Here is a 25,419-nt window from a genome sequence, read left to right as displayed (position 1 = left end):
ACTATTTATAAACCACAGGAATAATTTCACCTTTTGCCAAACAATATTTTGTAATATCAGTCTCGGAAAGATTTGCTGTATAATCAACTTCCTCAACCTTAAAACCAAAGGCGCGTAATTTATCAAAGTAATCTAGACCATAAACGCGAACATGATCATATTGCCCAAATATTTTAGCACGTTCTTTCTTATCTGTAATTGTATGGTCTTCAAAAGTTGTTTCCCTATTTAAATCTTGTGGGATTTGAAATATACCCATACCACCAATCTTCAAAACACGATAAAGTTCTTGTATAGCTTTTGTGTCGTCTGGAATATGTTCTAAAACATGGTTGCACAATATGATATCATAACTGTTGTCTTCAAAAGGGAGGTTGCAAATATCAGCTTTTACATCTGCAATTGGCGATTCTAAATCGGTAGTTATATAATCTAAATGTTTTAAATTTTTAAAACGTTTTAAAAAACATTGTTCTGGAGCAAAATGTAAAACTTTATATGATTTTGAAAAGAAATCAGTTTCATTTTTTAAATACAACCAAAGTAGTCTATGACGTTCTAAGCTTAATGTTGATGGCGATAACACATTGTTACGTTGTGCTCCATATCCATAAGGTAAAAAATACCTAAAAGACTTTCCATCAATTGGATCTGTAAATGTTTTTCCTTTTAAAATGAAGGCTAAAATAGGACGAATCATGTAACTCAGTCTTATAAGCAAAGGCCTTGGAAGAATATTCAGTATAACTTTGAAGAGTTTTTTCAAAAGTGATTATTTATAGTCTTCACGTACTGGAAAAAAGGTATCAATTACAACACAATTTGTTAAAGCATTTGCACTATGAATAGCGTTAGAAGGTATTACTGTTATAGAACCTACTTCAAGAACTTGGGTAATGCCATCAATGGTCATTTCTAATTTACCAGAAATTACTTGCGTAATTTGCTCATGTATATGAGAATGTGCAGGTAAAACAGCTCCTTCTTCAATATTAATAAGTCCTACAGTATTATTATCGGTATGAACATACTTTCCTTTTATACCTGCAACAAGGTCCTTTTCTGCGATGTCTGAAAATTGGTGAGTCATAATTATAAAACAAGTTGTTTTTGTCTAAATTCTTCTTCTTCATTACTTTCAATACCTAAAGCGTCATATATATAAGCAAACGTTGAAAGTAATTCCGGTTTTCCATCAATTAAAGCAACATCATGTTCAAAATGAGCGCTTGGTTTATTATCTTGGGTGGTAATAGTCCAACCATCTCTATGTTGCTTAATACGTTGTGTGCCCATATTAATCATAGGTTCAATAGCGACTACCATACCTTCAACAAACTTTTTTCCTCTACCACGCTTTCCGTAGTTTGGCATTTCGGGATCTTCATGCATTTTGCGACCTAAACCATGTCCAACTAATTCCCTTACCACACCATATCCATGGTTTTCGCAATATTTTTGGATAGCATAACCCACATCTCCAACACGATTGTTAGCCTTAAATTCTCTTATACCAATATACAAAGATTCTTTTGTTACTCGAAGCAGTTTTTCGGTTTCTGGAGCAATTTCTCCAACAGCAAAGGTGTAGGCATGATCGCCATAAAAATCATTTTTTAGCGCACCACAATCAATAGAGATAATATCGCCTTCAACTAAAGGATCGCCATTTGGGATACCATGAACAACTTGCGTATTTGGGCTCATACATAGTGTGTTTGGGAAGTCATATAACCCTAGAAAACCTGGAATAGCGCCATGGTCTCTTATATGTTCTTCGGCAATTTTATCTAATTGAAGTGTAGTAACTCCTGGTTTTATTGCCTTTGCAACTTCTCCCAGTGTTTTAGATACAATTAATGCACTTTCTCGCATCAACTCAATTTCTTCTTTGGTTTTTACTATAATCATACTTGAAAAATATAGGCAAAGATACTCAAATTAGTATTTATTTTTTTAGTCGCTTATATGACTTTTGACATTTTTTTTCATTATTACAATTAATAATTTTGTAAAACTAAATTAGTTAAGATGTATAAGGTTGTAAGTATAGAAGATGCTGTTAAAGCTATAAAAAGTAATGATAGAGTTTATATTCAAGCTGCTGCTGCTGCTCCCCAATTATTAATGAAAGCTATGGCAGATAGGTTTGAGGAACTTCGAAATGTAGAAGTTTGTCATTTACATGTTGAAGGAGAAGCGCCTTATGCTAACCCTGAACTGCGTGATAGCTTTCACGTTAATTCTTTTTTTATTGGTAATAATGTTCGTCATACCCTAACTGAGGGCAATGGGTCTTATACTCCCGTTTTTTTAAGTGAGCTTCCTTTGTTGTTCAAAAGGAATATTTTACCATTGGATGTAGCCTTAATTCATGTTTCTGTTCCAGATAAGCATGGATATTGCTCATTAGGTGTTTCAATAGAAGCAACTTTAGCTGCTATTGATAATGCTAAAATTGTAATTGCCCAAGTAAATGAACAAATGCCACGAACTCATGGAGATGGAATTATCCATTACACTGAAATTGATTTGTTTGTAGAATGTAATGAGCCTATACCAACACATATTTATGGCAAACCTAGTCTTGTAGAAGGTAAAATAGGTGATTTTATTGCTAATTTAATTGAAGATAAAAGCACGTTACAAATGGGAGTTGGAAATATACCAAACGCTGTTTTATCGCGACTTACAAATCATAAAGATTTAGGGTTGCATACTGAAATGTTTTCTGATGGCGTTATTGATTTAATTCTAAGTGATGTAATAAACGGAAATTATAAAAGTATTAATCCAGGGCGTGCTTTAACAACATTTGTAGTAGGGACCAAGCGTTTATATGATTATATAGATGATAATCCATTTATAGAAATGCGTGCTTCCGATTATGTAAATGATGTTTCAATTATAAAACAAAATCCAAGAATGGTGGCTATAAATTCTGCTATTGAAGTGGATGTTACGGGACAGGTTTGTGCAGATTCTTTAGGTGCAAAAATGTATTCAGGTGTTGGTGGTCAGATGGATTATATAAGAGGAGCATCTTTAAGTGAGGGCGGTAAGGCTATTATAGCATTGCCTTCTATTACTAAAAAAGGTATTAGTAGAATTGTACCATCTTTAAAGTCAGGTGCAGGTGTGGTTACAACAAGGTCGCATGTGCATTATGTGGTTACCGAATATGGAGTTGCTAATTTATATGGAAAAACAATTAAAGACCGCGTTAAGGCATTAGTTGATATTGCACATCCTAATCACAGGGAATCAATAGATAAAGCTTACTTTGATTTAATATAAGGTTAACTTATTTAAATAAATTAAAAAAACCTTTTTTCTTTTCAGGTATTGGTGGTGCTGAGTTTGTAAGTAATTGATATATTTCGCCCCAGCCATAAAAGCCCCCAATATTTCTATCGTCAATAAATAAATCCGCATTAATTTTTCTACTCACTTCACTTGTGTATTCTTCTTCGGGGAAACTACTGTTTACAGCATAAAAGTGAATATCATTTTCTTTACAGAATTTTACAGCTTCATCAAGTTTGTCATTGCATCTGTATGTCCATAAAATAAGCCGATGCCCTTCAGCTTGAAGTTTTTTTAAAGTTTCAAACGCAAATAACATAGGCTTGCCTATTTTTGGATAGGCATCTTCCACAATGGTACCATCAAAATCGACTGCAATTATAAGCGTATCACTAAAATTCATTTAAATCAAAGACTTGAGTTGATGCAAAATTAAACAATTTATTTTTAGATAATTACACTAAGGGGTGTTGTGTCATGGCTTCTGGTTGTTCCAAGCCTATTAACTTTAAAATAGTTGGAGCTATATCTCCTAAAATACCATCTTTAATTTGAGTTAATTCATTATCAATTAAAATAACAGGAACTGGGTTTGTGGTATGTGCTGTATTTGGAGAACCATCAGGGTTTATCATGGTTTCACAGTTTCCATGGTCGGCAATAAGCAATGTTGAATAACCATTTTCTAGGGCTGTGGTTACTACATCTTTTACACAATCGTCCACAGCTTCACAAGCTTTTATAGCTGCTTCCATAACACCAGTATGCCCAACCATATCGCCATTTGCAAAATTTAAACAAACAAAATCTACATCACCTTTCTGTAATTCAGGAACTAAAGCATCACGTAATTCGTAAGCACTCATTTCAGGTTTTAAATCATATGTAGCTACTTTAGGTGAGTTTCTTAAAATTCGTTGTTCACCTTCAAAAGCGGCTTCTCTTCCTCCAGAAAAGAAAAAAGTAACATGAGGATATTTTTCGGTTTCGGCAATTCTGATTTGTTTCTTGTTATTTTTTTCTAAAACTTCACCTAAGGTTTCGGTCAAATTATCTTTATTAAAAATAACATTGATGTTCTTGTAAGTATCGTTGTAATTTGTAAGCGTTACATAATGCAAATTAAGTTTATGCATGTTTTGCTCATGAAAATCAGTTTGTGATAATGCTTCGGTTAATTCACGGCCACGATCTGTTCTAAAATTAAAAAAGATAACAACATCATCGTCTTTAATATTTGCAACTGGGTTGCCAGAATCATCAACCATAATTATTGGTTTAATAAATTCATCTGTAATGTCATTATTATAACTTTTTTGAATGGTATCGGTAATATTGGTGGATTTCTCGCCAACACTGTTAACCATACCATCATAAGCTAGTTTTATACGTTCCCAACGTTTATCCCTGTCCATGGCATAATATCTACCAGTTACAGTTGCTAGTTTGCTATTTGTTTTTTCTAAATGACTTTCTAATTCTGTTAAGAAACCATATCCAGATTTAGGGTCTACATCACGTCCATCTGTAAAGGCATGAACATAAGTATTCGTTAGTCCAAAATCGTTGGCAGCATCTAATAAACCATATAAGTGGTTAATGTGTGAGTGAACACCACCATCACTTAACAAACCTAAAAAATGAACATTTTTATTATTCGTTTTGGCATAATTAAAGGCATCTACTAAAACCTTCTCGTTATTAAGTGTTTTGTTTTCAACAGCTAAATTAACTTTCACTAAATCTTGATAAACAATTCTACCTGCACCTAAATTCATGTGTCCAACTTCGCTATTGCCCATCTGTCCTTCTGGAAGACCTACATGTAATCCGTCTGTTCGTAAAGTAGCGAATGGGTATTTTTTGTATAACGAATCTATAAAAGGGGTATTTGCATAATCAATAGCAGAAACTTTTGGGTCTGGAGAATTACCCCATCCATCAAGTATCATTAAGATAACTTTTTTGTTCATTTTGTTAAAAATTAGTATTTCACAAAGATAACGAAGTTTGATTAAAAAAGCTTTGAAATATATTTCAAATGCCACGCTATTCAAGGCTTTTAATGATTTTTTAAAAAAGCAATCATTTTGTTAATTATATGTGAACAAAAGTTAAAAATCTGTTATAAATGAATTTTTATGTAACAGATTAAAAATATTATCGTCTCTTTAGTATATCAAAAAACGTAAATCAATAAATCACACTAAAATCTTTCATCATGAAAAAAACAATCATCATTTCCGCAATCGCATTATGCTTTTCATTAGTATCAGTAAATGCTACTCCCTTAAATTCAACTGTTAAAAATTACGATGTAGAAGCGTATTTTAAAGTAAATTCATTTTGCGTTTCAATAGCAAAAGGGGATTTAGAGACTGTTAAGAAACTAATTGACAGAGGTGCAGATGTTAATGCTAAATCTAATGGTATGACTCCTGTAATGTATGCTGCTAAATATAACAGAGTTGAAATTTTAAAACTGTTAATTTCAAAAGGAGCTAATTTAAAAGCGAGGTCTGATAATAAAATGACAGCGGTTAAATATGCAGAATTACATGGAGCTAATGATGCTGCTTTAGTTATAAAAGATGCATTAGCAATATCTAAAAAGAAAAAATAATTATAAACATATTCATAATTATTTTGAGTTATTCACTCTTAAAAGTCTTGTTTTACAAGGCTTTTTGTTTTACTGAGTTTTGTATTTCTCGATAGCTTCCTCTATTTTTTCTATTCGATTATCAGGATCTGGGTGTGTGCTTTTAAATTCTGGAATTCGATTTGGTCCTGCGGCAGCTTTTAAAATTTCCATAACACCAATCATAGCTTTTGGATTATAACCTGCTTTAAGCATAAAACGAACACCTAAGTCATCACTTTCTAATTCATCATCTCGCCCATTAGTTAGCAAGGTGTTTTGCCCAATTCCACTAATTAAACCGCCCATATCTGCACCTACAGAACCAGCTGTAGTTAATCCTTGCCAGTATTCGCTTTCTGCAATACGTTCTGCACTATGTCGCCCTAAAACATGGCCTACTTCATGACCTAAAACACCTGCTAATTGATCTTCATTTTCTAATTTAGAAAATAAGGCATAAGTTATAAATATTTGTCCGCCAGGTAATGCAAAGGCGTTAATAGTATTAGAGTCAGCTAATAGATGAAACTCGTATTTATAAGGAGTCTCTCTTGCTATACTATTGTTTATCAGTTTGTTACCAACGTTATCAACTAAAGCCTGATATTGGTTGTTAGGGTGTAAGCCACCATGTTGTTGTGCCATTTGTGGAGCACTTTGTAAACCAATAGCAATTTCTTTATCTGGAGACATTGATATGGTTTGAGTTCTGCCGGTATATGGATTTACTTCTTGTTGGCTACATCTTTTTAAAACAAAAAACAAAGCTATAGCTACTCCAATTAGTAATCTGACTTTTAGATTTTTTCCTCTCATTAAAAAAAAAATTAGATTTGAGTAATTAAAATTACAAAAAATTTAAGTTTATGATTATCAGACCCATTTTTTTGTGTAAAGTCACTCATAAATAAGGTGTTACTTCAATATTTTTTTCTGCATAATATAGTGCATACCTATGTATTTAATATTGAATGGTTGGCCTATAATGCTATAACCACATTTTTGATAAAAATAAACGGCAACTTCTCGCGCATTACACCAAATTATTTGTGAATCTTTCTTTTTTAGTAAGTTTTCTCCATAGTCTAGAATACTGTTTCCTAATCCTTTACCCTGATACTTTTCTAAAACAGCCATACCTCTAAGCTGATATTGAGCTGTTTCAGAAATAGCATCATGATTATTTTTTAAAAAGGAACAAACACCTACTAATTTTGTTTTATAATACAAGCCTAAATGTATGGTGGTTTCAAAGTCATCACCATCAAAAACACAAGACTCAATAGGCTTTCCTTCTCTTAGAACAGGATGCCTTACCTTATAGGCTTCTTCAGAATTAATTGGTTTTATATTATAATTTGAAGTTTTAATAAAAAGTATATTATACGGGTTATAGTTCAAACTTAAACAATATTTTTAAGGAAATTAATTATCTTCACATAAAACTTATTTATGACTTTTGTATTTAAAATTTTAGAAAAAAAGAATATAGATTTGGTAGTGCCTTTAGTTCAAAAATTAAATGGAAATCAAGTTTCTGATGCTGTTTTAAAACAGCGATTTTCTGAAATGATTACACAAAATTACGAATGTGCTGTCATTTATGATGGTGATCGCTTAATAGGTGTCTGTGGTTTATGGTTTTGTACAAGGCATTATTCTGGAAAAAGCGTAGAGCCAGATCATGTATTTATAGATGATAATTACAGAGGAAAAGGCTTGGGGAAACAGTTTTTTAAATGGATTTATAATTATTCACAAAGTAAAGGTTGCGAAGCGGTAGAGTTAAATACCTATGTTAGTAATGCGCCATCGCACAAATTTTATTTTAATGAAGACTTTAAAATCTTAGGTTATCATTTTTTGAAAAAATTATGATTTTCCTTGCAAGTGAATAAACAGTTTATATATTTGCAGCCGATTATTGCGAGAGTAGCTCAGTTGGTAGAGCGTCAGCCTTCCAAGCTGAATGTCGCCGGTTCGAACCCGGTCTCTCGCTCAAAAGGGTTTCATGTAAAATGAGACCTTTTTTTGTGCGCTATTTTTATTTTAAATGCTTTAATTCTGTTGCTGATTCCACTTCGTATGGTGTTTTGTTGTATTCAAAAATCCGAGCAGTTAAGTCTCCTCTTAAAACAATGGAATCACCTTTTACATGAAGCCAACTGCCTTCTCTTAAGCCAATAACGGGCTGATTATTAAAATTATGGAACTCTTTTATTCTAGTTTCTCGAGTTTCACCTTTATGTTTACTTTTAGTATCGGGATCTAAATAATGTGGATTAATATTAAACGGCACTAAGGCTAAAGCACTAAAACTTGATGGATAAACAATAGGCATGTCATTTGTGGTTTTTATATTTAAACCACAGATGTTACTACCTGCACTTGTTCCTAAATAAGGTGTTCCATTTAAAACGGTCTCTTTTAATGGTACAATTAAATGGTGTTTGTGCAATTGGTTGATTAATACAAAAGTGTTGCCACCACCAACAAAAATAGCTTCAGCTTCTTCTATGGCTTTAATTGGGTTTTCAAATGTATGAAGCCCAATTACTTTTTTGTTGATTTTCGAAAAAGCCAAACGCGCTATTTCGGTATAATCATCATGCGAAATTCCACTTGGCCTAGCATAAGGAATAAAAAGAATGGTGCTAACCTTTTCAAAAAAAACTTCTAAGTCAGCTTTTATATAATCTAAATAACCACTTCCATGAATGGTTGATGTACTTGCAATAATAATATTTCGCATAACATTTTTGTTTTCAGTGTAAAACTAATAAAATTTTTATCTGTTTTATACCATTTCCTGTCTTGAATTTGTTGTAAGAGAAAAAGGAAATTTTATGACATTAAATTAAAAATAGGAATGATATTGTTTTACAAATAGAAATTAAAGTAGTAATTTGAAAATAAAAACAACTATGAATAAAATCGTCTTCTTTTTAGCTTTTTTAACGTCTTTCAGCACACTTTCACAAAATGTTACTAGAACAGAAGTGTCTGGAAAAATTATTGTTGAAGGCAATGATATTTCTGGAATAACCATTTTTAATACCTCGTCAAATAAAGGAACAATTTCAGATGAAAAAGGAGAATTTATATTACACGTTGCTCTGAATGATGTTATTGAAGTTAGTGCATTACAATATCAAAATATTAATTTTAAAGTTAATGAAGCCATTATTAAATCAAAAAAAATGAAACTTTTTTTAATTGAAGAAATTAATAAGTTAGATGAGGTTATCGTGTTAAATAATAGCTTGTCAGGAAACTTAAATAAGGATTTAGAGGATACTAAACCATTCAAACCAAAATTAGATGCTTTGTATTTTGGTATTAAACATAGTGACGAATATGGTTTTGAAAAAGATTATAAAACAAAAACGACAAATATTACTATGAATACTCAGCAGCAACCTATGATAAATGGACTTAACATAGTAAATGTGGTAGATCAATTGTTACTTCCTTTGTTTAGATCTGAAGTTAAAGATAAAAAGAAGGCAGGTATTCCTGAAGTCCCCATAGAGTCAATTAAATATTATTTTGGATCAGAATTTTTAGTTGATAATTTCAATATCCCAGAGCATAGAGTAGAGGAGTTTATTCGATTTGTTGAAAGCGGTGATTTTGATTTTTCATTACTTAATTATGGAAAAGAACTGGAGTTTTTAGAACTTCTAAATAAAAAGAGTATTGAATTTTTAAGCTTTTAAAAACACAAAAAGCTTATCATCATATTTGTCAATTTCTTTAAAGGTTTAACAAAATATTAAAAACCATTTACATTTTCTTTAAGATTAAGTATACGTTCTTTATACTCTAATTTTAATAATTTGAGTCGCATATTAATCTTTTTTCTATTTGTTATATTTTCTTTTCAGACAATTGCTTCTCAAACTATTGAAATATCTGGGAAAGTTGAAAGTAAAGCTAATGCTGAAAACATACACGTTATCAATAAAACGCGACAATTATTTACAATAACTGATAGAAATGGGGTATTTGCCATTAGTGTGAGGTTGTATGATACATTAAGTTTTTCATCCATACAGCACCTGTCAAAAAACATAATAATTTCGAAGCAAATGGTTTTAGATAAGGTCATTTATGTAGAAATGGAAGAGCAAATCAATGAATTGGATGAGGTTATAGTAGGGAAAGTGCTAACAGGCAATTTAAAGTCAGATATTAAGAATACTGAAGGCGACCCACCAATTAATTTTTTTGATGTGGGTATCCCTGGTTATCAAGGAAAACCAGCAACACAAAGTGAAAGAAGACTCCATGAAGCGGGTGAGTTTAAACCAAAAATGCTTTTAGGACTTTTAACAGGAAGTATACCATTAAACCCCATACTAAATGGAATTAGTGGGCGGACCAAAACACTTAAAAAACGAGTAGAAATTGAAACAAAAGAAACATTGATTCTAAGTATAAAATCAAGATTATCAAAAGATTTTTTAGCCTCAAATCCATTAGAAGATTATTTAGTAGCAGATTTTTTTTATTTCTGTGCAGACGACGAAAATTTTATGAAGCACTGTAAAAATCAAAGTGATTTTAAAATATTAATTTTTTTAAGAATGAAATATAGACAGTATAAAGACAATTTGAATCAAGAGTGATAGCTATCAGTAACATGTAAAATAAAGATTGATTTTTTGGAATGCTTTTTGAAACATGGTTTACAAAATAATTACTTTAGCAAAATAAATTTTTACAGATGAAACCATTACAGGTGTTTTTTATTTTAATTCTGTTACCACTTTTTGCATTTACAGGGATGCACAAATATTATATAAGCGTTACTCAAATTGATTATATAAAAGAGAATCAATCTGTTCAAATTACATCAAGAATTTTTATAGATGATTTTGAGAGGTTACTAAGAGAACGTTATGATGAAAGTATCACGTTAGCAGAAAAGGATGAACCTGCAATTGTAGATTTATATATTGAACAGTATTTGAGCGAGAAAATAAAGATTAAGATTAATAATGAAGATGTGAATTTTGTTTTTATTGGAAAAGAATATGATGCTGATATTGTACGTTGTTACATGGAAATAGAAGATGTGACGTATATAAAAACCTTTGAAATTAGCAATCAAGTGTTGTTCGATATATTTGAAGAACAGCAAAATATTGTTAAAACAAAAATTAACTCCAAACAAAAAAGCTTTATTCTTATCCCTCAAAATGCTAATGCTGTGTTAAATTTTAATTAAAAAAAAGCCAATTGACTGTGTAATTTATTATTTTCGATAACTTTTTGTAACAATTTTCTAATAAAAGGTATTAAAAAACACAATTTTTTAAATAAAATATAAAAAAACCATGAAAAAAATCACTTACATCTGCCTTTCCTTAATTTTTATTTCTTCGGCAACATTTGCCCAAGATCAAGAAAATGCAGAGCGTAAAACAGGACATACGAATACTAATAAATTTAAACAGTTGTTCGATGAGTTTTCAACCCCAAATATGTATAGAGCTGCATCTGGAGCTCCAGGCTCAGCCTATTATCAGCAACAGGCTGATTACAAAATGGATATTGTTCTAGATGATAAAAATGCTAAGCTATCTGGTTTTGAAACCATAACTTATACTAATAATTCACCAGACCCACTAAAGTATTTATGGGTTCAGTTAGAACAAAATAAAAGAGCAAAGGATTCTAAATCACCTTTAATAGAAAAAAGCGGTATTGCGCCAGTTTTTCAACCTAATGAATTTACTAATCAATACTTAATGGCGCCTTTAGAAAGAGGTTTTAATATTGAATCTGTTACAGATACTAATAAAAAGCCATTGGCGCACATGATTAATAGAACCATGATGCGTGTAGAGTTACCAAAAACATTAAAGACTGGTGAAAAATTCTCGTTTTCAATAAAGTGGTGGTACAATATCAATGACCATGTAGTAGAAGATGGACGTTCTGGTTATGAGTTTTTTCCAAAAGATGGTAACAGAGCTTATGTTATTGCTCAGTTTTTTCCAAGAATGGCCGTGTATAGCGATGTAGAAGGTTGGCAGAATTCTCAATTTTGGGGGCGTGATGAATTTGCCTTGCCATTTGGTGATTATGAGGTTAATATTACCGTGCCAGCTGATCATATTTTAGATGGAACAGGTGTTTTAACCAATAGAAAAGATGTGTATTCTAAAACAATGATACAACGCTATGAGCAAGCAAAAAAATCTTATACTGAGCCTGTTGTAATAGTAACACAAGCTGAAGCTGAAATAGCAGAAAAAAGTTTTTCTGACAAAACAAAAACATGGAAACTAAAAGCTGAAAATGTACGCGATTTTGGTTTTGCAACTTCAAGAAAATTTATCTTGGATATGATGTCCGTTAAAATTGGAGGTAAAGATATTATGGCTGTGTCGCTTTATCCTAAAGAAGGCAACCCGCTTTGGGAGGATTGGTCTACTAAGGCTGTTGCTAGTACTTTGGAATCTTATTCAAGAATGACGTTTGATTACCCATATCATAAAGCAATTTCAGTTCACGCCAAGCAACAAGGTATGGAGTACCCAATGATTTGTTGGAATTATGGACGTCCCAAAGAAGATGGAACTTATAGTGACCGCGTAAAATATGGTATGATGGGCGTGATTATCCATGAAGTAGGTCATAACTTTTTTCCAATGATTGTGAATAGTGATGAACGTCAATGGACTTGGATGGACGAAGGTTTAAATACATTTGTTCAGTATGTTGCAGAACAAGATTTTGGTAAAAAATACCCAGCAGCATTATCGCCTCAAGACAAACATTTTCCTTCAGATAGAGGGCCAGCTCGTATGATAGTCCCTTATATGGGTGGTAATCAAGATTTTATTGCTCCAATAATGACAAAAGGGCTCAATACTTATCAATTTGGTAATAATGCTTACGGAAAACCAGCAACAGCATTAAACATTTTGAGAGAAACAGTAATGGGGCATGAGTTGTTCGATTATGCCTTTAAAGAATATTCACGTCGCTGGATGTTTAAACATCCGACTCCAGAAGACTTTTTTAGAACTATGGAAGATGCTTCTGCATTTGATCTAGATTGGTATTGGAGAGGATGGTTTTATACCACAGATTGGGTAGATATTGGGTTAAAAGATGTTAAGAAATATTATGTGTCATCAGAACCAAATACTTTCGTTAAGGATATTATGAAGGAAAAAGGGATTAGTAAAGATCAATTAAGACCTCTAGTATATATGGTGGAAGAAGGAAGTGAAGATTATAATGAAGGCATGGAAAAAAGAACGCTTTTAGAAAGTTCAATACCACTTAAAGCTTACCTTATGGATAATTTTACACCAGAAGAGCGTAAAAGTATAAAAACACCAAAGTATTTTTATAATATTACATTTGAAAAACCAGGAGGGTTGGTTATGCCAATAATTGTTGAATATACCTATGCTGACGGGACTTCAAAAATGGAAACCTTGCCAGCCCAAATTTGGAGGTTTAATGATAATGAAGTTAGTAAAGCCATTGCTTCTGAAAAAGAAATTGTATCAATAATCATTGATCCAAAACTTGAAACAGCAGATGTTGATACGTCTAATAACTCATGGCCAAAAGAAGTTCAGGAAAGTAACTTTGATCAATTTAAAGAGAAGATAAAAGGATAATAAAATATATTTTAATGTTAAAGCCGATTTTTACAATCGGCTTTTTTTTATTCTAACAAAACAACTCACTATATTTGTGTTGTGATACAACAAGCTACATTTTTATTTATCAGTGGTGCCGAAATAGCCTTTATTCTATTTATTGCTATTATGGTTTTTGGTGCCGATAAATTGCCAGAAATTGCCCGTGGTTTAGGTAAAGGCATGCGAACACTTAAAGATGCCACTAACGATATAAAGTACGAAATTACCAAAACAGCAGATAAACACGGTATAGATACTGATATTACCAAAGATGTTAAAAAAGAACTAGATAAGGTAAAGGACGATATAGAGGGTTTTACAGGTTCAGTAAAGCGTAAATTCTAAAGTTTCCTGCTAATAGTCAGCCCATCTCGAATTGGTAAAACAACGGTTTCAACACGTTTATCATTTTTTAAAAGTGCATTATATGCTATTAGGGCAGGCGTAGAGGTGTCGTCCTTTTTAAAAGTAGTTTCCAATACCTTTCCACTCCACAGAACATTGTCAGATAAAATAATACCTCCTGGATTTAGTTTATCAATGATTACATTAAAATAATTGGAGTAATTTTCTTTGTCAGCATCAATAAAAACTAAATCGAAAGTATCATCAAGCTTTGGTATAATATCTAAAGCATTTCCTAGATGTTGATGAATTTGGTTTCCGTATCCAGATTTATCAAAATATTTTCGTTGAAAATCAACCAGTTCTTCATTTATATCAATGGTATGCAATACGCCATCAGCTTGTATGCTTTCAACTAAGCACAAAGCAGAATAGCCTGTGTAAGTACCAATTTCTAAAATGTTTTTAGGGCTAACAAGTTTAGAAATCATATTTAAGATTCTACCTTGATAATGGCCGCTAAGCATTCTAGGTTGTAAAATCTTTTGGTATGTTTCTCTATTTAGTTGTTGTAGTAATTCTGGCTCATTTTCAGAGTGAGAAACCACATAATTATCTAAGTCTTCAGGTATAAAATGCATGTTTTGTATAATTGGTCGCAGTGGTGACCTATTTAATATTGTTCTTATTTAACAGTCTCTCGATTGCGCCCGAGGTAGACTTTTAGTTAATTTAAAATTCTATTTAATAATTTTTGTTTAGCAGTTTCATCATCGCCACACAACCATTGAATCACATTATTCTCCCATATATCATGATATTCATCTTGGTTAATAATTTTTCTGCTCATGGCTAAGTCCAATATTTTTCCTGGGTAAGAAGATTGTCTGTCGCTTTCCATTTCACCAAGCGGGTAAGGGTCATCAAGTCCCATAATCACTTGCTTAGAGCCATGATTTCTAATCAATAATTCTAAGCCACCTGTATCGTGTACTAAAGTGTCAAAGAAAATATTTTTATGTCCAACTGCTTTTCTTGGGTGGTGTTTACCTTCAAATAAATCTGGTCTACCATCAAACCCTTGTATACGTCTCCCTAAATTAATTTGTGCTAATTGTCCACCATGAGCAAAACAGGTTCGCATGTTTGGGAACTTTTCTTGATAGCCATTTAAAGTTAAAAAATGATAAGCATCTGCGCATTGAGCCAACATCCAAATTAAATGAAAACGCCATGAGGTGTTTTCTAATTTTATAAATTTTTCGCCATCATAGGGATGAATTTCAACAGCTAAATTGTATTTATCGGCTAATTCAAAAATGGGCTCATTTTCCTCATCAAAAATACAACGCCATGTACCAATAGTATCCATGTAATGTGTTGGTAAACACAACAATTGCATACCATGATTTTCTACACAACGTTCTATTTCCCAGCATGCACTTCTAACAAAACCAGGATGTACCACAAATCCACAAGTAAATTTGCTTGGGTTTTCATGTTGAACTTTGGCATTAAAATCATTCTGAAAACGTAGTGCTTTCTTCATTTCCTCAACGCGCAAGCCATTACCGTAAAGCTGTGATAAATTTAAAACCACAGCATGGTCTAATTTATTACGTTCCATCCATTCTAGTTTTTCATGCAAGAAAAAACTAGAATCTGTAACAGGTCTGCTCCAATCTTTTTGAAGCATAAATTTCCGGTCTTTGTCTACCCAAAAAATACCTTTTTCTTGCATGAACTCTGGAATATCTTCAGGATAAGGCAATAAATGTGAATGACCGTTAATTCTAAGTCTACGTTTCATATTTAGGTCCTGAGAGGTCAGGAATCTTTATGTTAAGTTTAATCAAATTTTAACTTTCTGAGGAGGCTGCATAATTTCGCCACAATTCGGACAGCTTCGTTTGTCTTTATCGCCATAATATTTATCAAATATTTTTGGCATATCTGTTTCAATATTTTCAACTGTGAAATCTTCTTCATAAAGTTTTGTTACACAATTTTCACAAAACCAAAGGAGTGCATCTTTCATGCCTTCAGGACGTTTATATTCTATAACTAATCCCACAGTGTTAGCTCCTCGTTGTGGAGAATGTGGTACTTTAGGAGGTAATAAGTAAATATCACCTTCTTTGATATGGACATCTTTTGGTGTGCCTTTATCAATTATTTTTAGAATAATATCACCTTCAACCTGATAGAAAAATTCTGGGGTTTCGTTATAATGGTAATCTTTTCTATTATTTGGCCCACCAACAACCATCACAATAAAATCAGCATCTTTCCAAACCACTTTGTTTCCTACGGGTGGTTTTAGAAGATGTCTGTTTTCTTCAATCCAAGCTTTAAAATTTAAAGGAGATGTTAAATGACTCATAGAAAAAGTCCCTTTTAATCTCCCCAAAGGGGAGAAACTCAAAATGGGAGTTTGAGTTGGTGTTAAACACAAATTCTTAATTATAGTTTAAAGATAAAAAAGATATATCGATTAAGCTAATTTCTACTTCTCTTTGGATTTGTAGGATTAGGTGAGCTATAAACTTTTTGTACGCCCACCATCAACTGGAACATTAATTCCGTTTACATAGCTAGCGTTTTCACTGGCTAAAAATGTAATGACATTAGCGGTTTCTTCGGGTTGGGCAAAGCGTTTTACTGGAGTGTAATTTTTCATGATTTCTGCCATGTCTTCTATAGACCTTTCTTCAATATTCGCTTTGATTTTAATAATTTCATTCAAACGTTCGGTATTTGTAAAACCAGGAAGTACATTGTTAACTGTTATGCCAAATTCTGCAACTTCAATAGATAACGTTTTACTCCAATTACCAACGGCACCTCTAATTGTATTGCTAACACCTAATCCAGGAATTGGCTCTTTTACAGAAGTGGAAATAATGTTAATTATTCTCCCAAAACCTTCTTCTTTCATAAATGGAATTGTAGCTTGAGCTAAAAGGTGATTACATTTTAGGTGCATAGTAAATGCATTTTCAAAAGCTTCCAAACTAGCAGTCAAAATACCTCCGCTTCTTGGGCCACCTGTGTTATTTACTACAATATGAAACCCATGTTCTTTTTCAATAAATTTAATGACTTGCTCTTGTAGTTCTCTTGGGTTAGAAAAATCGGCCACAATATAACTATGGTTTCTGTGCTCCGGTAGTTGAGCTAAAACTTCTTTTAGTTTTTCTCTATTTCTAGCAACAAGTGTTACGTTTACACCTTCTGCAGCCAATGCAAAAGCTGTGGCTTTTCCTATCCCTTGTGTACTTCCACAAACTAATGCGTTTTTATTATTTAATTTTAAATCCATATTATTCGTATATTATTTTAGCTCTTGGGCTTAGTTTTTCCATTAATTTCTCAGGACTTTTTATTGCGACAAAATCAAATTTTTTGTAAAGTTCATGGGCGTCTTTGGTTGCTAGCATCCATTTGTCAATATTTTTCAGTTCTGGAAAGTTTAATATATTATCAATTAATAATTTTGAATAGCCTTTACCTTGATAGGCTTCAATTACAAAAACATCTAGAAGGTAAGCAAAGAAGACTTTGTCTGTCATAACTCTAGCATAAGCCATTTGTTTTTTGTTATGAAATAAACCAAAATTGATGGTGTTCTTAGATGCTGTTTTTTGTTCTTCAAAGGTTCTAGATTCGCCCCAATATGAGTTTTTAACAAACTTGTAAATGAGTGCTAAATCCATATCATCAAAATCTGATGAAAAATAAATATTGTCATCTAATGCAATCATAAATCAATATTTTATACACACATTTTTAGCTTCAGTAAAAAAGCGTAATGCTTCAAATCCACCTTCACGACCAACACCAGAGGCTTTTGTGCCACCAAAGGGAGTTCTTAAATCTCTTAACATCCATGTGTTTACCCAAACTATACCTGTTTGTAATTGGTTGCTCATGCGCATAGTACGTTTAAGGTTGTTGGTCCATAGTGTTGCTGATAAACCATACTTAACGTTATTGGCCATATGTAAAACATCTTCCTCGGTGTTAAATGGCATTATGGTAACAACGGGGCCAAATATTTCTTCTTGATTTATACGACAGTCATTGGTTTTAACTTCAATAACCGTAGGCTCTAAATAATAACCATTTTCATAATTTTTTATGGTTACGCGGTTTCCACCACACAGTATTTTTCCATTGCCTTCTTTAGCTAAATTTATATAGCTTATAACTTTTTCTAAATGCGATTTTGAAACTAAAGCACCAATATTTGTTGTTTTTTCAGATGGGTGTCCAACTTTAAGCTGTTTTATTTTTTTAACAAAATCAGTTTTGAATGTATCATAAATGGAAGCTTCCACAAAAATTCTGCTTCCGCATAAACAAATCTGCCCTTGATTAGCAAATGAGGAGCGTACTGTGGTTTCCAACATATCTTTATAATCGCAATCAGCAAAAATAATATTTGGGTTTTTCCCACCTAACTCTAGCGATAATTTTTTAAACATAGGCGCTACTACTTTGGCAATATGAGCTCCTGTTGTAGTACCGCCTGTAAAACTAATAGCTTTAATGTTAGGGTGTTCGATAATAGCTTGTCCTGTAGTCGTTCCCAGGCCATGGACAATATTTAAAACACCTTTTGGTAGTCCAGCTTCATTACAGATTTTTCCCAGCAAATAAGCTGTCATAGGAGTCACTTCACTGGGTTTAGCAACCACACAATTTCCTGTTGCAATGGCAGGAGCAATTTTCCATGTAAATAAGTATAGAGGTAGGTTCCAAGGCGAAATACAACCTACAACGCCTATAGGCTGTCGTAAGGTATAATTAATAGCATTTTGACCGATACTTTCATGACTTTCGCTAGCAAATTGTGTAATGGCATGTCCAAAAAACCTAAAGTTACTGGCTGCTCTAGGAATATCCACCACTTTTGCTAAACTAACAGGTTTACCATTGTCTTTGCTTTCTGCTTCTGCGAAGCGTTGTAAATTAGCTTCCAGTAATTCTGAAATCTTAATTAATATACGACTGCGTTCTTCTAAGGTTGTTTGTGACCACTGCTTAAAAGCAGATTTTGCACTTTGGTATGCTTTGTTTACATCATCTTTGGAGGCGTTTGGTATTTGACCATAGACTTCACCATTGGCAGGACAATAATTGTCTATCCAATTATTTGAGATTGGATTTTCAAATTGACCGTTTATGTAGTTTTGGATAGTCACTTATTCTTTTTTATAAGCCATTACCTTAATCTCTACCACTAAATCAGGATGAGGTAATTGGTGTACGGCAACAGTGGTTCGTGTTGGTCCGGTTTCCTTGTCGAAAAACTCACCGTACGCTTTGTTATAACCAGCAAAATCATTCATATTAACTAGAAAAGTGGTGACATCTACCACATCATTTAGAGTGGCGCCTTCTTTAGCTAAATTCTTTTCTATGTTTTTTATAACCTCTCGTGTTTGTACTTCTATATTTAAACATTTAGTTCCCATTTCATCAATAATATCAACTCCAGCAATGGTGTTATCAGGTCTTCGAGAACTGGTGCCAGATACAAAAATAAAATCGCCAACACATTTGGTATGTGGATAGGCACCTCTGGGTGTTACTTTATCACTCATAACTAAAAGCCCTTCATAACCTTCCTAAGCGGAAGGGATTCTTACTCGGGCGAATAAGAATATTTTTGTTATACTTTTTTAAAGCGCTTTTATTTCCTTCTTTTGAAAGAGGTTAGGGAAGGCTTTTTGTTATTTTAACCCTGCAATTTTATCGTCTTCTAAAATATTTTGAGTTTCTTTTTTTACTTTTTCTAAAACGGTTGCTAAATCGTCATTGGCATTAAGTTCACCATCAGCAAGCATATTCAAAATAGCTTTGTCTTGAGCACGTCCTTTTAGCATAGCTTCTCTATAGCCAATATGTTCGTTAAAGGTTACCAATGAATATTTTGATGAATAGTCATCTGGAAAACTTTTCTCTAAAGCCATTTCTAATTTACGTTTTTCTTGGAAAATAGGGTTGGCCGTATGCGCTTTCATTTCATGAAAATTATCGATAGCTAAATCTGCTATAGCATCCGTGTCTTTTTTTCTTGTTTTTTCATAGGTGCTAAAAACGGTATCCCAATGACCTTCATGCGTATCTAATACTGCATCAAATTCAACAACATCTTCAAAGGATGCATTCATACCTTGTCCATAAAATGGCACTATGGCATGTGCAGAATCTCCCATTAGTAAGGTATTGTCTTTATAATGCCAAGGGGAACATTTTACAGTCCCTAACGGTGCTGTTGGGTTTTCAAAAAAATCATTAACTAGATTTGGCATTAAAGCCAATGCATCAGGGAATTCTTTTTGGAAGAATTCTAAAACCATTTTTTCAGTAGTTAAATTATTAAAGTTGTATGGACCTTCATCGTAACTTAAAAAAAGCGTAACTGTAAAACTACCATCTAAGTTTGGTAAGGCTATGAGCATAAAATCGCCACGAGGCCAAATATGCAGCGCATTTTTATAGGTTTTATAGTCACCATTTTCTTTTGGTAGAATACTTAATTCTTTATAGCCATGTGTTAAATAGTCTTGTGAAAAACTAAACAGGAATTTCTTGCCTAAATAATAACTTTTACGTAGTGCAGAACCTGCCCCATCGGTAGCTATAATAATATCGGCATCTTCAATAAATTCATCTTTGGTGTTGAAGTCTATAAATCGTGCTGTCGTTTTTTCAAAATCAACTGATTTACATTTTTTGTTGAAATAGATGTTAACGTTTTTATGTTTTTCAGCTTCATCTAACAGTAGTGCGTTTAACTCACCACGTGAAATGGAATTGATATACTCATGGTCTCGACCACTATAATTTGATTGAAAGGTGTTACCGTGATTATCATGGATCATACGGCCATACATAGGAATACAAAGTGCTTTAACTTTGTGCTCTAAACCCACCAACTTTATAGCTTTGTTTCCACGATTTGAAAATGCTAAGTTTATTGAACGACCTGCACTTATATCAACTTTACGTATATCTTGACGCATTTCGTAAACAGATACATTATATCCTCTTTGTCCTAGACGTAAAGCGAGAAGAGAACCGCAAAGTCCTGCTCCTATAATAAGTACGTTTTGTTGTTTATTCATTCAAAATAGCTTTTAAATTTTCAACCAATCGATACACATCTTCAAAAGAATTATAAAGTGGAACAGGAGCACATCTAATAACATCGGGTTCTCGCCAATCGCTAATCACTCCAGCTTCTGTTAATTTATTATGTAATGTTTTATCGGCATTTTTTACTTGAATGGATAGTTGACATCCACGTTCGTTAGGATTTTTTGGTGTGATAATATGAATAGTATCTTCTTTTAATTGATTTATTAAAAACTCAAAATACCCAGTAAGTTTTTTTGTTTTTTTAAATAGCTTTTCAATACTGATTTTCTGAAACATATCTAATGATGCTTTTATAGCACCCATAGATAAAATTGGTGGGTTACTAAGCTGCCATCCCTCTGCTCCTGGAAGCTGGTCAAATTCTTCACGCATATTAAAACGCGTTTCTTTATTATGGCTCCACCATCCAGTAAACCGATTTAAATCGTTACGATTTGCATAGCGTTCATGAACAAAACAACCTGCTAAACTGCCTGGTCCGGAATTTAAATATTTATAGGTACACCAAACCGCAAAGTCTGCACCGGAATCATGTAAATTAAGAATGACATTTCCAGCACCATGAGCACAATCAAATCCTACTTTGCATCCATAGTTATGTCCAAGTTTAGTAATACGTTTTAGGTCGAAAAATTGCCCTGTGTAATAATTAACACCACCAATCATAATAAGTGCGATTTCATCGCCTATGTCTTCTAAAATATGCTCTAAATCCTCATATTTTAATAACTTTTCATTTTTACGGGGTTTCCATAAAACCAATCCTTCCTTATCATCAAATCCATGATGACGTAATTGCGATTCTACCGCATATTTATCAGAAGGAAAAATATCACTTTCAACTAATATTTTATAACGGCTTTTAGTTGGTTTATAAAACGATACCATCATAAAATGAAGGTTTGCTGTTAATGTATTCATGACAACAACCTCAATAGGTTTTGCTCCAACTACTTTTGCCATACTTTCAGTTAAAGATTCATGGTAAGGCAACCATGGAGTTTTACCTTCTGTATGTCCTTCAACGCCTAAGTTTGCCCAATCTTCAAGTTCTTGATTAATGTAGGTTTTTGTTTGTTTTGGTTGAAGTCCCAAGGAGTTTCCGGTCATATAAACCCATTCGTTTCCATATTTGTCTTTAGGGATATGAAACTGATTTCGGTATGATTTTAATTCATCATTTTGGTCTTGTTCTAAAGCGTATTCAAGACCTAATTTATAGTCAGACAAGATGTTTTAGTTTTCGGTTTCTAACAAAAATAAGAATTATAAAGTTAGAAACAGACTCTATGAAGAGAAGTTTAAAAGGCATCAATTTTTTTGTATATTTAATAAAAAATAAAGGTTATGGGGAAAATAAAAGAATATTCAAATGGTGAAACAACTGTAGTTTGGGAAGCTGATAAGTGTATACACTCAGCAATTTGTGCTAAAGGCTTGCCTAAAGTATTTAGACCTAGATTAAGGCCTTGGATTAAAATGGATGAAGAAAAAACCGAAGCTATTATAAACCAAGTCAAGCAATGTCCGTCTGGTGCATTACGCTATTATATGAATGATGAAGGCGATAAAACATCAGAAACTTTAGAAACTAAAATTGAAGTTCTTGAAAATGGACCTTTGTTGGTTTATGGGACACTTAAAGTTGTAGCTAAAGATGGTTCTTCTGAAACGAAAAATAAAACCACAGCATTTTGTAGGTGTGGCGAATCCAATAATAAACCGTATTGCGATGGCGCTCATGTAAAAGCAGAATTTCAGGGATAATTTATTTAAAAAAGGAAAAGCGCTTCAATTTAATATTGAAGCGCTTTAATATATATAGGCGCATAATGCGGAAAAAACTTGTATACTTCTTATACGTTTTTTAGTCGTTATTTAAAAGTTTAACTTACAGAAATGGATTCAAATAAATTTTATTTTAATACAAACAAAACGACTTGGAATGATAAAGTCAAAGTTCATGCCAGAAGTGATATGTATCGTTTAGATGCTTTTAAAAAAGGGAAATCGTCTTTAATGCCTTATGAATTAGAGGCTTTAGGTGATGTTTCAGGGAAGACCTTGTTACATTTGCAATGTCATTTTGGTCAAGATACATTGAGTTGGAGTAGGATGGGGGTAACTTGTACAGGTGTAGATTTAAGTGACGAAGGTATTAAACTTGCCCAAAGTTTAAATGATGAATTACAGCTTGATGCTAAATTTTTGTGTTGCAATGTTTTAGATACTTCGGAATTTGTAAAAGATGAATTTGATATTGTTTTTACAAGTTATGGTGTGATTGGGTGGTTGCCCGATTTAAAGCCTTGGGGAAAAATGATAGCTGAGCGTTTAAAAAAAGGAGGTACGTTTTTTATAGCTGAATTCCACCCCATTGTATGGATGTTTGATTATTTAGATGGTAAGCCTGTTATGAAATACGGTTACATGCAAGATGAGGTGATTTATGAAGAATACGAAGGGACGTATGCCAATAACAATTCAAAAATGATAAGTAAGGAATACGGCTGGAATCATGGTTTGAGCGAAGTGGTTAATGCTTTAACTGAAGCAGGATTACGTATTGAGTATTTAAATGAATTTGATGAAAGCCCTTATGATGTATTGCCCGATTTGATAAAAACAGATTCTGGAATGTTTGTTACTAAAGATAAATTATACCCTTTGATTTTTACTTTGAAAGCTACTAAAATTTAAAGAACAATAACTTTTTGAAGTTCGTTTAACGATTTTCTTACTTTAAATTATACTTTTTTAAGTAAATGGATATTGTTAACTTAAAAGAGCCTGTTTTAGACTACTTGTCATTTTAATTTTTTAGATATTTCTTTCACATATTCTTTGGCAGCACCACTAGCAGTTTGTGGATTATCAATTTTTGATGTTATCACAGCAACTAATTGGTTTTCCCCAGATTCATCAAGATTATAAATAGTAGTTTCTAGTATATATAATTTTGAGGTACTTGTTGAGTAACTCTCTTCTACGTAATTACCTAGAGTATGATAAGACAAAGGGTTATAAAAATATGGGTAAAAACCACCATAATACCTTGGGTAATATCCATAGTAGTTTCCTCCAGCATAATAACCACCCTCTTTTTCTAGTCTTGTTTCTTCTTGATAATCTTTCATTACAGTAAGAATAACGGCATTAAAGCCTTCAAGTTTCAGAATCTCTTGAAGTTTTTCTTTATTGGTTTCAGATTTTGGTTCGTTGGGTTTCATATTGCCAAATTTGGAAAAACTTGCTGTTGCCTGATATCCATTGGATTCCATCTGACTAACAATTTCATTTTCAAAAGCAATACGAGCTTGAGGATTGTTAGCTCTAGCTACAACTAAAAAATTGTTATCTTTTATATTTGTAATTCTATCATTCTTCCATGAGTCTAAAACTTTAACTGAGGAACAGCTTGAGAATGAAAGAAAGATGCTAATACAGATTAAACTAAGTGTGGTTTTATTCATTTTTTTGTATCAAAATTATATCCCAAAATAAGAAAAAGAAGTTATTAAAGTTTAAAAATCAGAATTTATTTAAGGTTTGGGTTTTTATATTTCTGCATAGCAAATAAGTATTTAATGTGTTTCTTCTTTTAAAAACTCCTTAGGAAACTTAGCTTTAAAACTATTCAGTCTAGGAATGGACACCGCTCTTATATAGCTATTATTTGGGTGTAGTTTTTCGTAATCTTGATGATAATCTTCGGCAACCCAAAACTTTTGAAATGGATATACTTCTGCTGCTATTTTAGCATCTAACTTTTTAGCCAAGGCTGTTTTCTTCTTTAAGATGATTTGTTTTTGTTCTTCATTTTGGTAAAAAATAATAGAACGGTATTGTGGGCCTCTATCATTACCTTGTCCGTTTACCTGGGTTACATTTTGCGATGCAAAATACACATCCACCAAAGTTTCAAAACTCACCACTTTTGGGTCGTAAATAATTTCTACAGCTTCAGCATGGCCAGTTCTTCCCGTGTTGCTAGATCCGTAAGTTGGATTTTTTGTATGTCCTCCTGAATACCCCGATATAGATTCATCTACGCCTTTTACACTTTCATAAATAGCTTCAACACACCAAAAACAACCACTTGCAAAATAGGCTCTGGCTTTTCTGTTTTTAATTGGGACTTCAATGGGGTCAGCTTGCATAACAGCATCTTGTTCTTTTTTTGATTGTGCAGTGTTTTGACAACTAAAAAATAATGCTAGGGCTAATAAAGGGATGATACGTTTCATGGTTTAATATTTTCTTTTTTTAATAGACGTATAA

At 32.7% G+C, this 25,419-nt stretch carries 29 protein-coding genes and 1 tRNA gene; 11 read left to right on the top strand and 19 right to left on the bottom strand.

The window, feature by feature from the left end:
* Position 1: 1 nt before the first annotated feature.
* Genes ABD941_RS03385 through map form a run of 3 tightly spaced genes read right to left on the bottom strand, consistent with a single transcriptional unit; the run spans position 2 to position 1,911 of the window.
* Complete coding sequence (locus ABD941_RS03385; protein ID WP_345272636.1) at positions 2 to 766, bottom strand: class I SAM-dependent methyltransferase; 765 nt, start codon at positions 764 to 766, stop codon at positions 2 to 4.
* A 6-nt stretch (positions 767 to 772) separates the two neighbouring features.
* Entirely contained in the window at positions 773 to 1,090 is a 318-nt protein-coding gene (locus tag ABD941_RS03380; protein ID WP_345272635.1) for a cupin domain-containing protein, read from the bottom strand.
* A 2-nt stretch (positions 1,091 to 1,092) separates the two neighbouring features.
* The gene (map, locus tag ABD941_RS03375) at positions 1,093 to 1,911 is read right to left on the bottom strand and encodes a type I methionyl aminopeptidase (RefSeq protein WP_345272634.1); all 819 of its coding nucleotides are present in this window, start codon (positions 1,909 to 1,911) and stop codon (positions 1,093 to 1,095) included.
* Between the two features lie 120 nt (positions 1,912 to 2,031).
* Between map and ABD941_RS03370 the strand changes: the two genes are divergently transcribed.
* Positions 2,032 to 3,297 carry an acetyl-CoA hydrolase/transferase family protein gene (locus ABD941_RS03370; protein ID WP_345272633.1) on the top strand — a complete coding sequence of 422 codons (1,266 nt, stop codon included), beginning with the start codon at positions 2,032 to 2,034 and terminating at the stop codon, positions 3,295 to 3,297.
* A gap of 7 nt (positions 3,298 to 3,304) precedes the next feature.
* Here the strand turns inward: ABD941_RS03370 and ABD941_RS03365 are convergent, their stop codons facing one another.
* Both ABD941_RS03365 and gpmI read right to left on the bottom strand, forming a co-directional pair.
* Positions 3,305 to 3,709, bottom strand: coding sequence for a BT0820 family HAD-type phosphatase (locus tag ABD941_RS03365; protein ID WP_345272632.1), 405 nt, complete (start codon positions 3,707 to 3,709; stop codon positions 3,305 to 3,307).
* Between the two features lie 52 nt (positions 3,710 to 3,761).
* Complete coding sequence (gene gpmI / locus ABD941_RS03360; RefSeq protein ID WP_345272631.1) at positions 3,762 to 5,279, bottom strand: 2,3-bisphosphoglycerate-independent phosphoglycerate mutase; 1,518 nt, start codon at positions 5,277 to 5,279, stop codon at positions 3,762 to 3,764.
* 248 nt (positions 5,280 to 5,527) lie between these two features.
* Between gpmI and ABD941_RS03355 the strand changes: the two genes are divergently transcribed.
* Positions 5,528 to 5,929 carry an ankyrin repeat domain-containing protein gene (locus tag ABD941_RS03355; protein ID WP_345272630.1) on the top strand — a complete coding sequence of 134 codons (402 nt, stop codon included), beginning with the start codon at positions 5,528 to 5,530 and terminating at the stop codon, positions 5,927 to 5,929.
* Positions 5,930 to 5,998: 69 nt separating this feature from the next.
* Here ABD941_RS03355 and ABD941_RS03350 read toward each other — a convergent pair whose 3' ends face one another.
* On the bottom strand, positions 5,999 to 6,766 hold the full coding sequence (locus tag ABD941_RS03350) for a M48 family metalloprotease (protein WP_345272629.1): 768 nt from the start codon (positions 6,764 to 6,766) through the stop codon (positions 5,999 to 6,001).
* 99 nt (positions 6,767 to 6,865) lie between these two features.
* Complete coding sequence (locus tag ABD941_RS03345; protein WP_345272628.1) at positions 6,866 to 7,351, bottom strand: GNAT family N-acetyltransferase; 486 nt, start codon at positions 7,349 to 7,351, stop codon at positions 6,866 to 6,868.
* 51 nt (positions 7,352 to 7,402) lie between these two features.
* Between ABD941_RS03345 and ABD941_RS03340 the strand changes: the two genes are divergently transcribed.
* Positions 7,403 to 7,828 (top strand): GNAT family N-acetyltransferase, encoded by a 426-nt coding sequence (locus tag ABD941_RS03340; RefSeq protein ID WP_345272627.1) that lies wholly within the window; start codon positions 7,403 to 7,405, stop codon positions 7,826 to 7,828.
* Between the two features lie 48 nt (positions 7,829 to 7,876).
* Positions 7,877 to 7,949, top strand: a tRNA-Gly gene (locus tag ABD941_RS03335).
* A gap of 45 nt (positions 7,950 to 7,994) precedes the next feature.
* Here the strand turns inward: ABD941_RS03335 and pepE are convergent.
* Positions 7,995 to 8,702, bottom strand: coding sequence for a dipeptidase PepE (pepE, locus tag ABD941_RS03330; RefSeq protein WP_345272626.1), 708 nt, complete (start codon positions 8,700 to 8,702; stop codon positions 7,995 to 7,997).
* Positions 8,703 to 8,874: 172 nt separating this feature from the next.
* On the opposite strand from pepE, the gene ABD941_RS03325 reads away from it, so the two are divergent.
* The 5 genes from ABD941_RS03325 (at position 8,875) to ABD941_RS03305 (ending at position 13,968) form a co-directional block, all read left to right on the top strand.
* On the top strand, positions 8,875 to 9,669 hold the full coding sequence (locus tag ABD941_RS03325) for a carboxypeptidase-like regulatory domain-containing protein (RefSeq protein ID WP_345272625.1): 795 nt from the start codon (positions 8,875 to 8,877) through the stop codon (positions 9,667 to 9,669).
* Between the two features lie 120 nt (positions 9,670 to 9,789).
* On the top strand, positions 9,790 to 10,581 hold the full coding sequence (locus tag ABD941_RS03320; protein ID WP_345272624.1) for a peptidase associated/transthyretin-like domain-containing protein: 792 nt from the start codon (positions 9,790 to 9,792) through the stop codon (positions 10,579 to 10,581).
* Between the two features lie 98 nt (positions 10,582 to 10,679).
* A complete protein-coding gene (locus ABD941_RS03315; protein WP_345272623.1) occupies positions 10,680 to 11,183 on the top strand; it encodes a DUF6702 family protein in 504 nt (167 codons plus the stop codon).
* A 109-nt stretch (positions 11,184 to 11,292) separates the two neighbouring features.
* Positions 11,293 to 13,599, top strand: coding sequence for a M1 family metallopeptidase (locus tag ABD941_RS03310; protein WP_345272621.1), 2,307 nt, complete (start codon positions 11,293 to 11,295; stop codon positions 13,597 to 13,599).
* An 81-nt stretch (positions 13,600 to 13,680) separates the two neighbouring features.
* Positions 13,681 to 13,968, top strand: a complete 288-nt coding sequence (locus ABD941_RS03305; protein ID WP_345272620.1) for a Sec-independent protein translocase subunit TatA/TatB — start codon at positions 13,681 to 13,683, stop codon at positions 13,966 to 13,968.
* On the opposite strand, the gene ABD941_RS03300 is transcribed toward ABD941_RS03305, so the two are convergent.
* The 9 genes from ABD941_RS03300 to kynU all read right to left on the bottom strand — a co-directional run bounded on the left by ABD941_RS03300 (position 13,965) and on the right by kynU (position 22,368).
* On the bottom strand, positions 13,965 to 14,609 hold the full coding sequence (locus ABD941_RS03300; RefSeq protein WP_345272619.1) for an O-methyltransferase: 645 nt from the start codon (positions 14,607 to 14,609) through the stop codon (positions 13,965 to 13,967). The two genes, ABD941_RS03305 and ABD941_RS03300, sit on opposite strands and share 4 nt — an antisense overlap.
* Positions 14,610 to 14,695: 86 nt before the next feature.
* Positions 14,696 to 15,778, bottom strand: a complete 1,083-nt coding sequence (locus tag ABD941_RS03295; RefSeq protein WP_345272617.1) for an amidohydrolase family protein — start codon at positions 15,776 to 15,778, stop codon at positions 14,696 to 14,698.
* 42 nt (positions 15,779 to 15,820) lie between these two features.
* Entirely contained in the window at positions 15,821 to 16,351 is a 531-nt protein-coding gene (locus ABD941_RS03290) for a 3-hydroxyanthranilate 3,4-dioxygenase (RefSeq protein WP_345272616.1), read from the bottom strand.
* A gap of 156 nt (positions 16,352 to 16,507) precedes the next feature.
* The gene (locus ABD941_RS03285) at positions 16,508 to 17,290 is read right to left on the bottom strand and encodes an SDR family oxidoreductase (RefSeq protein ID WP_345272615.1); all 783 of its coding nucleotides are present in this window, start codon (positions 17,288 to 17,290) and stop codon (positions 16,508 to 16,510) included.
* Position 17,291: 1 nt separating this feature from the next.
* Positions 17,292 to 17,732, bottom strand: coding sequence for a GNAT family N-acetyltransferase (locus ABD941_RS03280; protein WP_345272614.1), 441 nt, complete (start codon positions 17,730 to 17,732; stop codon positions 17,292 to 17,294).
* A 3-nt stretch (positions 17,733 to 17,735) separates the two neighbouring features.
* Complete coding sequence (locus ABD941_RS03275) at positions 17,736 to 19,175, bottom strand: aldehyde dehydrogenase (protein ID WP_345272613.1); 1,440 nt, start codon at positions 19,173 to 19,175, stop codon at positions 17,736 to 17,738.
* Positions 19,176 to 19,577, bottom strand: a complete 402-nt coding sequence (locus ABD941_RS03270) for a RidA family protein (protein WP_345272612.1) — start codon at positions 19,575 to 19,577, stop codon at positions 19,176 to 19,178. It lies immediately after the preceding gene.
* A gap of 129 nt (positions 19,578 to 19,706) precedes the next feature.
* Positions 19,707 to 21,104: an FAD-dependent oxidoreductase gene (locus ABD941_RS03265; protein WP_345272611.1), complete on the bottom strand. Its 1,398-nt coding sequence runs from the start codon at positions 21,102 to 21,104 to the stop codon at positions 19,707 to 19,709.
* A complete protein-coding gene (kynU, locus tag ABD941_RS03260; protein ID WP_345272609.1) occupies positions 21,097 to 22,368 on the bottom strand; it encodes a kynureninase in 1,272 nt (423 codons plus the stop codon). The genes ABD941_RS03265 and kynU overlap by 8 nt, the downstream gene beginning before the upstream one ends.
* 117 nt (positions 22,369 to 22,485) lie before the next feature.
* Here kynU and ABD941_RS03255 point away from each other — a divergent pair, with 117 nt between their 5' ends.
* Positions 22,486 to 22,905: a (4Fe-4S)-binding protein gene (locus ABD941_RS03255; protein WP_345272608.1), complete on the top strand. Its 420-nt coding sequence runs from the start codon at positions 22,486 to 22,488 to the stop codon at positions 22,903 to 22,905.
* A gap of 132 nt (positions 22,906 to 23,037) precedes the next feature.
* Entirely contained in the window at positions 23,038 to 23,838 is an 801-nt protein-coding gene (locus ABD941_RS03250; protein WP_345272607.1) for a class I SAM-dependent methyltransferase, read from the top strand.
* A 107-nt stretch (positions 23,839 to 23,945) separates the two neighbouring features.
* Here the strand turns inward: ABD941_RS03250 and ABD941_RS03245 are convergent, their stop codons facing one another.
* Positions 23,946 to 24,611, bottom strand: a complete 666-nt coding sequence (locus ABD941_RS03245; protein ID WP_345272606.1) for a hypothetical protein — start codon at positions 24,609 to 24,611, stop codon at positions 23,946 to 23,948.
* A 111-nt stretch (positions 24,612 to 24,722) separates the two neighbouring features.
* Entirely contained in the window at positions 24,723 to 25,385 is a 663-nt protein-coding gene (msrA, locus tag ABD941_RS03240; protein WP_345272605.1) for a peptide-methionine (S)-S-oxide reductase MsrA, read from the bottom strand.
* Between the last annotated feature and the right edge of the window lie 34 nt (positions 25,386 to 25,419).

The organism is Flaviramulus aquimarinus, from assembly GCF_039543205.1.
GTDB lineage: Bacteria > Bacteroidota > Bacteroidia > Flavobacteriales > Flavobacteriaceae > Flaviramulus_B > Flaviramulus_B aquimarinus.
The sequence above is the reverse complement of the archived record's forward strand: the minus strand, read 5'-3'. Positions and strand labels throughout refer to the sequence as shown.